The organism is Oribacterium sp. NK2B42, from assembly GCF_000424445.1.
Taxonomy (GTDB): domain Bacteria; phylum Bacillota; class Clostridia; order Lachnospirales; family Lachnospiraceae; genus Oribacterium.
Genome location: NZ_AUJX01000070.1, coordinates 1 through 9,869, shown reverse-complemented (window position 1 = coordinate 9,869; position 9,869 = coordinate 1). Strand labels below are relative to the sequence as shown.

Below are 9,869 nucleotides of genomic sequence, written 5' to 3'. Positions count from 1 at the left end.
ATAATCCATGCAACTGCATCATCAGTGATCTCTACAGGACGACCTTTACGTTGATTATCAAAAAGTGCGCAATCCGTACCACCGCTAAGATACTTAGATACGCAAAGTTGTACTGTTGCAGTACTTATGTCGTATATTTTTGCAATATCACGGATAGAAACGCCGTTAGCCCTATCCAGCAATATGTGTGCACGAATCACTACTTGAGCCTGTATTGTACGTTGTTTGATTAATGATCGAAGGTAATCATAATCGCCATCCTTAAGTGTTATCGCAATTGGTTTTCCTGACATAATAGATACCTCTTTTTCCTTGATGTATCTATTATACCAAAGATAATTATCAGTTTCAGTTATTTAATGAATGTTGTACTAGTTAATCCTTACGCGTAACCACAAGTCAAAATCTAATCTGCAGAAATGCAGGTGGGATTTTTTCTTAGAATGATTTAACCTACAATACCGATGGAAACGTAAGAGCGGTGGAAGATATAATTGAGAAAAGATAGTTAAATTGGATTGGAGAACTCATTAAAACTCTAAGAAAGAAGACTTAATAAAATGAAAACTATTTGTGAAAAAATGTGAAATGTGGTAGCTAATTATTGATAAAAACAGAACTATTGTGCTGCTATAAATTTGATAGGTAGATTTTTCCCTATCTGGTATGACCAAAAAGGAGTTAATAATAATCTTGGCTAATAAAGATGGTATAATTGTACTTAGATCGCAGAACAGATACATGCTGAAGATTTAAAAATAATTGCTGAATTTAGGATAATCGCTCACTAATACCCACGGGCAAGCCCGTGGGGTTGCGGTTAAGCCGTAACCCTTGGTGAGTAGCCTAAGTCCTTTATGGGCTACGTTAATAGAGAATATATAGTCACCTACGGATGTAGTACCAAGTCTGTAGCTCTGAGGTCTGTGTTTAAACAGTTCTGAGGTATAGGAACAGTGATGCAGACAAAAAACCTCTCATTAACATTGGCGATGGTACATCTACCGCCCTTTGGGGCGAGTAATTAAATTCTTTGTGGATTTCAGAAAGGGGGATGCGTAATGGTTTACGTACTCAATAAAAACGGACAGCCTTTAATGCCTACAGAAAACTATGCCAAAGTGCGCGTTCTTCTAAAACAAGGTAAAGCGAGGGTTATTAAAAAGTGTCCGTTTACTATACAGCTGATGTATTGTAGCACTAACCATACACAGAAGATAACATTAGGTATTGACAGCGGGAGTAGGCATATCGGCATCTCTGCGACCATAAAGGATAAGGTTTTATTTGAAGCCAACGTGGAGCTCCGTAACGATATCGTTGACCTGATTTCTGCCCGCAGGGAACTGAGACGTTCAAGGCGTAACCGAAAGACACGCTACCGTAAGACTAGGTTCGATAACAGAAGACGATTGGACGGATGGATAGCACCTTCTGTAAAGCAGAAAGCAGACTCTCATGTAACGATGATAGCAAAAGTACATAAAATACTTCCTGTCACGGATATCGTTGTTGAGACAGCATCATTCGACATACAGAAGATAAAAAATCCTGACATCAGTGGTACGGGCTATCAGCATGGCGATCAGACAGACTTTTGGAATGTCCGTGAGTATGTCTTATTCCGTGACGGTCATATTTGTCAGTGTTGTAAAGGCAGATCTAAGGACAAGATTCTCAACGTACACCATATAGAAAGCCGTAAAGCAGGCGGTGATGCACCAAATAACCTTATCACATTATGTGAGACCTGCCATAAAGGGTATCATAAAGGAACGGTAAAACTCCCAAAGACGATACACAGAGGCATGAGTTTCAGGGATGCTGCGTTCATGGGAATAATGCGATGGGCGGTTTACGAGAAACTTAAAGTTATATATCCAAGCGTAAAGAATACCTACGGGTATATAACCAAAAACATCCGCATAGAAAATGGTCTCCCGAAAGACCACCACGTAGATGCCCGGTGCATAAGCGGAAACCCCAAAGCTGTAGGTGACGGAACTGTATATTATTACAAAAAGGTCCGTTGCCACAACAGGCAGATTCACAAATGCACCATCAACAAAGGTGGTATCCGAAAGAGAAATCAGGCACCCTACGAGGTAAAAGGGTTCAGACTGTACGACAAGGTGCTATGGAAGAACCAGGTATGTTTTATCTTTGGAAGGCGCTCAACGGGACGTATGGATATAAGACTGTTGGACGGAACACATATAAATGCATCCGTGGGATATAAAAACCTCAGACTTTTGGATATACGTGGCAACTATCTTATAGAACAGAAAAAAACCGGATAAAGGCGTTCATCCCACAGCCTGTGGGTTTCCCGCCTCGAATACGGAAGGGAATTATATGACATGTATTACGACAATTTGGCGAGAAAAACTAGAGAATTGAAAGAAACTACGAAGGGAGTGGAAACCGTGTGTGCAGTTATTGAGCAGGAAAGAAAATTAAGTGAAAATGAAAACACCTTGAAGATTCTACTTAACGTTATGAAAAATCAGAACTGGGATGTTGAAAAAGCCATGGACGTTATTGGTATTGAGGATGACCAGCGTGATCTGTATGCAAGATCTGCCAGGTACGCTTTAAGTAAGCAATCATGAGCTCATTTTTAATAATGTATTTTTCCCCTCATATACTCTTAAAAGAGTAAATCTTGTGATAGGTAATAGGAAATACTATAGCTTTAATGAGGAACATCCGGAGATGTTCTGACTCTAAAAGTCTTTAAAACAGTCCGAATGGGCTGTTTTTTTGATACAAAAAAAGCTGTGGAAACCACAGCTTTAAAATAGGATTAGTACACCGCTTCATTATATTCAAGGTTTTTATCCTTGGCAAACTCCGCGATAAATTTCTCCATTTCGTCATTTCTCTTTATTAAACTGCTTTGTTTGTAAGGTCAGATCCTAAATGCAGTGCTGCATCTATTTCTGCCTGACGCTTTTTGAGTGTTACGAGTTCAAGTTCATGTTCGAATGGTTTCTCTACAGAAACCTTTGCAGTAGCTATCTGCTGAACGGCGTTCTCAAGGGCTCCAACAACGCTCACAAGGGAATTCCTCATGTTCTGTTCAAACTCAAGGATTCTCTTAACGTTAAGTGACGGTATAGCCGATGCATCTACCGTATTGGTAGACATTCCGGACAAAACGATAAGGTATCCGCTTCCGAACATGGAATAGCGGAGTACAAGATCCAAACCTCTGAAAGTACCTATCTTTCTGTCGAGGTTGTTCTTGGATGCCCTCATCCTGTCAACTGCATCACATATTGCTTTACCACATGCCTTTTCTTCTGTGAAAGAAACCCCTTCGATTTCAATTTCAGATAAGTCGTTAGCAAATAACTCCATGATCTCGATATCTTTTTTAAGAAGGTACTTTCTCTTTGCAAGTCGATTAAGTGAATCAGGATATTCGTGAGCCAGCTTTTTCTCAAGTGAATACTTGGAGGATCTAAACTGGTTCTGAAGAAGAGTTAACTTCTTAACCTTAACGTCAACTTCCATCTTTTCCTTAAACAGAGGGTTCTGGCAGGCCAGAGCCTTTATTTCAGCGTAGCTTAGTGCTGTCTGGTCGATATCCTCGACAGCTCTTGCAGGAGATTTACTGGTCATTATCTGACCTATAAATTTCTGCTTTTGCTCAACCAACTGCCAGTTGTAAGCATCAAAGGTGCCCTTAGTTACATAGGTGTAAATGTGCACCTTCTCATTGAGGTTGCCCTGACGGACGATACGCCCGATTCTCTGCTCAAGATCTGCCGGCCTCCAGGGACAATCGAATAAATGCATTGCGATAAGCCTGTCCTGTACGTTGGTACCCGTATCGGCTTTCTTTGTACTGGCAAGGAGGACGCGAACTGCTCCAAGTCTTACCTTTTTAAACAGCTCCTCCTTTCTGATATCCGTGTTTGCTTCGTGGACGAATTTTATCTCTTCCTCCGGAACACCCCTTTTTACAAGCTTCTGCCTTATATCTTCATAGATATTAAAGCCAACGCTGTCTTTCTTTGGTGTTGCATAGTCACAGAATATCATCTGCGTAAGTCTCTGTGCCTCAGTTTCCTTGTAGATCTGATACACAGTTTCCACTAATGTGTTTACCTTGCTGCCGTTTTCGTCTGGGAGAGACTGGTCTATTATTCGCTGATCCAATGCACATTTACGTCCATCGGTAGTTATCTTCAGCATGTTATCTTCCTGAGAATCCACGCCGCCGGCACGCACACGGTCTGCGCGTTCTGACAGCGATTCAACATATTCCTTCTGAAAACGTGTGGGTTCGCACACTATATTATGTTCTTCCTTGTCAGGCACCGGCAGTTTAAGGTCTTCAGCAAGCTTGATGTCTGCGATTTCCTTAAAGAGACTCATAAGCTCCGGTAAATTATAGAACTTACTGAATCTCGATTTTGCCTGGTACTTTGTTCCTTCAGGAGCAAGTTCCACTGATGTCTGTATTTCCCCGAAGGTTGATGCCCATGCATCAAAATTCAAAAGCCCCAGGTCCCGAAGCCGCTCTTTCATGAGATACCTCATGTTGATGTACAGCTCGGATATCGAGTTTGCTACCGGTGTTCCTGTAAGGAATGTGATTCCATGACCACTTCCCACAGTTTCGCTTACGTAGCGTACCTTCATTTCCATATCTGTACACTTCTGTGAAGCGTTGGACTTTACGTTGCCTATATTTGAGAGCTTTGTGACTACCATAAGGTTTTTAAACTCATGGCTTTCATCAACCACAAGATGGTCGATACCAAGCTCCTCAAAATACACAACCGAATCCTTTATAGCCCTGTTGTTAAGCTCATCAAGTTTTACTTCGAGCTTTTTCTTCATGGTTTCAAGCTGTTTTACTGAGAAATCCTTGGATTTTCCCCTTCTTGAACCATATCTTGGATCTATTTCATGCAGGGATTCACTAACCTCGTTTATCCGCTCACGGATATATCGTCTCTCTGTGTCCGTGGAGAGAGGGATTCTTTCAAATTGTGAATGTCCGATTATGATTGCATCCCAATCACCGGTGGCAATCTTAGACACAAACTTCTTCCGGTTATTCTTCTTAAAATCCTTTTCCCTTGTGGCAAGGAGCTTTGCTGAAGGATAGACCCTCAAAAATTCCGAGGTCCACTGACGGATAAGATGATTCGGTACAACAAACATGATCTTGTTCGATATGCCGAGCCTTCTAAGCTCCATGGCTGCCGCAATTGATTCGGCTGTCTTGCCTGCACCGACTGCATGAGCCAGTAGAGTATTACCGCCATAGACTATTCTTGCCACGGCATCGAGCTGATGCTTTCTTAGTTTGAATTCGGGACACATTCCGGGGAACACAAGGTTGTCTCCGTTATATGTGCGGGGAACGGTGGAGTTGAATCTTGCATTGTAAATATCAACAAGATGTTCTCTCCGGTCCATGTCCTCATATACCCAGTTATCCCAGGCCATCTTGATAGCATCCTGCTTCTGCTGAGCCACCATGGTTTCGTCACGGTTAACAATGGTTTTCTCACCGCCGGATCCATCAGGAACATTTTCAGTTACCTTGGCGTCCTTCAAATTCAGACACATTTCAAACAAACGGAAACCATTTATCTTAGGTGTGCCGTAATCATTATTGGCCTTAACATTATCATTGGCATACCATGAATCCTTGTTTGTGACCGCATAAACCGAGTTGCAAGCACTGTATTTAACAGTAAATACATCTCTGTCATGCCGTGTGGTCTCAAACAGTTCATGCATGAACTGCTCGTAATATTCCGTCGGAACCCATGTGGCTCCCAATCGTACTGTAATGTCTGTGGCTTCAAGCCGTGGAGGAATCGTCTTTTCAAGAAGCTCCACATTTCTTTCAAATACCGGATTCTCTTTAGCTGCATCTTTTGCAAGAAACAGCTTTTTTCGTATATCTCCTGTAAGGTAATCATCTATAAGTTCATAGGAACTATCCTCTGGATTTAAGATGATGTCATCCTTTAACTCACCGATGATTGTATCAATATCTTTCTTATAAATATCAGACATATACGAGAAGTTGATGTATCCGTATTCCTGCATTGATGCTATAAGGGCATCTTTTGCAGTTTCTACAGAAGATACTTTCTTGTGACTGCGGATAGTCCTTTTTGTGAACATATCGGACAGCCCGCAGAACTCACCTTCTTCATCGAATAACTCCAATGAACAAAGGAGATAGTAAGAAGAGTCCTCCGAAAAAGCTATGGAGTTTCCTCTTTTATTGATGAGATTGTATTTTTTGGTGAAGCGGTTATACAAATCCCTCATCCTGTTCTGTAGTCTATGAAGCTCCTCGTCCGTACAGTCATTCTGCTGGGCCTTGATGCAATCAAGTACGGAATCGCGGAGTTCTATAAGCTTAAGAACACGGTTTTTATCACCCCTTATTTTTACAGGGAACATAACCGAGTCCTGTCTGTAATAGATTTCCCCTTTGACTACTGTGTAGGTGTAGTTTCTGACATCGGGGGTTGCTGGAATAAGCTTATTTACGGATTCCCCTTCATCAAAACTAACCTCTACTTCGGACGCTTTATATGTACCCTCTATAAGAGAAAGGGCATTTTCAAGCTGTTCACTGAGAGAAACTGCCATGTTGGGCTTAACTGTTAGCCTCATTCCAAACGGTCCTGTAACTTTCTCCATACCACCGAGTACCATTTCCGGATGATCTGTAAAATAAGAGTTTACGCTTACATTATCGCCAAGGTCCTCTGTTTCTACCCATGGTTCCTCAGTGAGAAAGTCCAAAGACTCTTTTTTCTGGAACATGAGTATGTCTGTTGCTACCTGTGTTCCAGCATTACTGAAAGCATTATTAGGAAGCCTGACAGCCCCTAACAAGCTTGCCCTCTGCGAGATGTACTTACGTACATTCGTTGTTTTCTTATCCATTGTTCCGGTGGAAGTAATAAAACATATCAATCCACCCGGCCTTACTTTATCTATTGCTTTAGCGATAAAGTAGTCATGGATCAGGAAATGGTGCTTGTCATAAGCCTTGTCAGATACCGTATATTCTCCAAAGGGAACGTTTCCAATTGCCATATCAAAGAAGTTATCGGAGAACGATGTCTTCTCAAACCCCATAACTGAAATGTTTGCCCTAGGATAGAGCTTTTTAGCAATTCTTCCGGTGATTGAATCAATCTCCACACCGTAAAGCATTGATTCCTCCATGGACTTAGGCAATGTACCAAAGTACACACCCACGCCCATCGATGGTTCAAGTATGTTTCCCTTTACGAAGCCCATTCTTTCAAGGCACTTATAAATAGCCCTTGGAATGACGGGATCTGTGAAATGGCTATTGTTTACCGATGCCCTTGCTGAACTATACTCATCTTCGGTAAGAAGATTTCTAAGTTCTGCATCTCTTTCATCTGTAAAAGCCTTATCAAGACCTCCCCATCCAACATATCTTGCGAGGACATCCTTTTCCTCCTTTGTGGCATTTCGTCCCTCGTCTTCAAGTTTTTTAAGAAGTGTGATGGCCTCTATATTGAACTTGTAACGTTCACTAGGAGTACCTACGGCATTTGTATCATCAGTGATGACATAGTTTGTCGCTGCCACTTCCTCGGTATGCTTATCAGGTGAGGTTACTGTCTCTGTTTCTTCTGAACCCATATTCAATAGATCAAACAAGGATAACTGGTCAAACGCGCAGTTCATAGACACCTCCTTCGGACATAATGTCCTTTCTGATACTTGAACTGCACTGGTTTCTTAATTTAGACAAAGTTTTCATATTTGTCCTTTCTGGCAACTTTTTTGCCAATAAAAAAGACAAGTAACCGGCTTTCAGAATACATTCGAATGCTTTTAGGCTTTTCAGTTCTGTTCTTCGCCAAATTACTTGTGTGATTAGTTACAAATCAATTATGGAAAGGGAAATTGGAGATAAAGAATAAGATATATAGAATTGTTTGAAATAAATCATCAAATCAAAAAAATCGAGAATATTTTTAAAAAATTCTATCAGCAACCAAATCTCCCTCAAAATCCCTCCCATAATTCAGGTAAAAGAAAAGATTTTTTAGGAGGTAGGTATGTTAGACAGAAAAGCAGAAGAAAGATTTGTAGAATATATTGATTCCATCAAGAGCATGAGCGTTCTTTTAGGAGGCGCCGACACATTGATGAACCAGTTTCAAACTGCCCTCACAGAATTCCTTGTAAGCATCTCATCTGATGACAATATGCTTTCAGACAAAGAAATGGAATTCATCAACAGCGTCACCGGTAACGAATACGAAAGCGGTCAGTTCCGCACCATAATGCAGATGAGCCGAAAATATGCATGCGATGCACCGCCATTCTACTTTGAGAGCTTGGTGTCTTTGGATCTCCGCTACGGGTCAATGACAGACTATGATGACCAGAAGGTAGAAAGGACACATTACCGTTCCTGGAAGGCACTTGAGATTTTTGCAATGATAGGGAATCGCTTTTCGGCATTTGAAGCTGGTGAAAAGGATAATATCAATAAAATCATAAAGAGAATGGATTATCTGAATACAGTTGCATCAGTTTTAGAGGAAAACATCGATAACAGACTTTATGATATTTCAGTTCCGTATCTGCCACAGGTGCCGGGGTTTATCATTGGCGGAAGTTATGATGAATCTCTCAAGATACTGGAGCTTATGGAAGAAAACTGCCTGTATGGTATGGATACAAGCACTTCGATAAAAACGGGTGTATTTGATGCTGAAACCATGAAATACTTTGTAAACCTTCATACAAAATTTCTCAGTAACACCATTACAGATTCGGAAAAAGAAGAATACCTTTCATACATATCCCTTGGTGCAACACCTCCTGATAATTACTGTTCTCCCGATACAAAAGATGGAGTAGAAAGCAAGGAAAATGAAGGAGAGCATCTGAAGCTTAGAGAGGAATGGAGACATTTAACTGAGACTGAATGGGAAGATAAATGCCAGTCACTATCATGTGATTATGACTATTCATCAGATGATGATTTTCCTGAGTTTACTACGGGTAACGAAGAAGAGTATATAGAAACGGCCAAGAAGAACATGACAGAAAGCAAAGCGACTGCACAGGAAGAATATCCATATAAAGATAAGACATTATCTGAGCTAATATCGGAACTTGACAGCCTGCCCGGACTCAAATCCGTGAAGGAGACTGTAAAATTCACAATGAACCTTGCAAAAATGAACAAGCTTCGTAAAACAAGAGGCCTTAATGTTCTTTCACCCACTATGCACATGATATTCACCGGAAATCCCGGAACAGGAAAGACCACAATAGCAAGACTGATAGCTGCGATCTACCGTGAGATGGAGATACTACCCAAGGGGCATTTCATTGAAACCGATGCAGAAGGGTTAATAGGCGGATATGTCGGACAAACTGCTATAAAAACAAAAGACATAGTGCAGAAAGCACTCGGAGGTATCCTGTTCATAGACGAAGCATACATTCTTGCAAATAATAACCGCGGTGGCACCAATGATTTCGGAAAAGAAGCGTAACAGTTCAGCCGACCCTGGATTATAAATTCCTTGGTCGGCACTTTTTTTGCCCACCCCATCAACGATTTCATTAGGCTTAATTCTTTGACCCCCACCCTCTGCAAAAAAAGATGCCGAAATTTCAGCTGACTTTTCATACGGCATCTGTGGATATCTGAATTCTCATTTTATGAATGCAGTCATAAAAATACAGTTGTGGATAATTCTCGCTATTTCACAGTACTTTTTTTCTTTTTATGCATCATAAACCGGTGTTTTTGTGGATGGTCTACTTTTTTCGGACGGATTTTAATCTCCTTATCCACCGTCATTTTGACGAAT

At 41.1% G+C, this 9,869-nt stretch carries 5 protein-coding genes; 3 read left to right on the top strand and 2 right to left on the bottom strand.

Going from position 1 to position 9,869, the window contains the following annotated elements; genetic code table 11:
* On the bottom strand, window positions 1–293 hold a 293-nt coding region (locus G625_RS0113860), incomplete at its 3' end, for a helix-turn-helix domain-containing protein (protein ID WP_029201583.1).
* Window positions 294–1,061: 768 nt separating this feature from the next.
* On the opposite strand from G625_RS0113860, the gene iscB reads away from it, so the two are divergent.
* Window positions 1,062–2,300, top strand: coding sequence for an RNA-guided endonuclease IscB (gene iscB, locus G625_RS0113855; protein ID WP_029201582.1), 1,239 nt, complete (start codon window positions 1,062–1,064; stop codon window positions 2,298–2,300).
* Window positions 2,301–2,360: 60 nt separating this feature from the next.
* Window positions 2,361–2,612: a hypothetical protein gene (locus G625_RS0113850; protein WP_029201581.1), complete on the top strand. Its 252-nt coding sequence runs from the start codon at window positions 2,361–2,363 to the stop codon at window positions 2,610–2,612.
* Window positions 2,613–2,889: 277 nt separating this feature from the next.
* Here the strand turns inward: G625_RS0113850 and G625_RS20085 are convergent, their stop codons facing one another.
* Complete coding sequence (locus G625_RS20085; protein ID WP_049895920.1) at window positions 2,890–7,716, bottom strand: SNF2-related protein; 4,827 nt, start codon at window positions 7,714–7,716, stop codon at window positions 2,890–2,892.
* A gap of 377 nt (window positions 7,717–8,093) precedes the next feature.
* Between G625_RS20085 and G625_RS21530 the strand changes: the two genes are divergently transcribed.
* Window positions 8,094–9,548 (top strand): AAA family ATPase, encoded by a 1,455-nt coding sequence (locus G625_RS21530; RefSeq protein ID WP_029201580.1) that lies wholly within the window; start codon window positions 8,094–8,096, stop codon window positions 9,546–9,548.
* Window positions 9,549–9,869 lie beyond the last annotated feature (321 nt).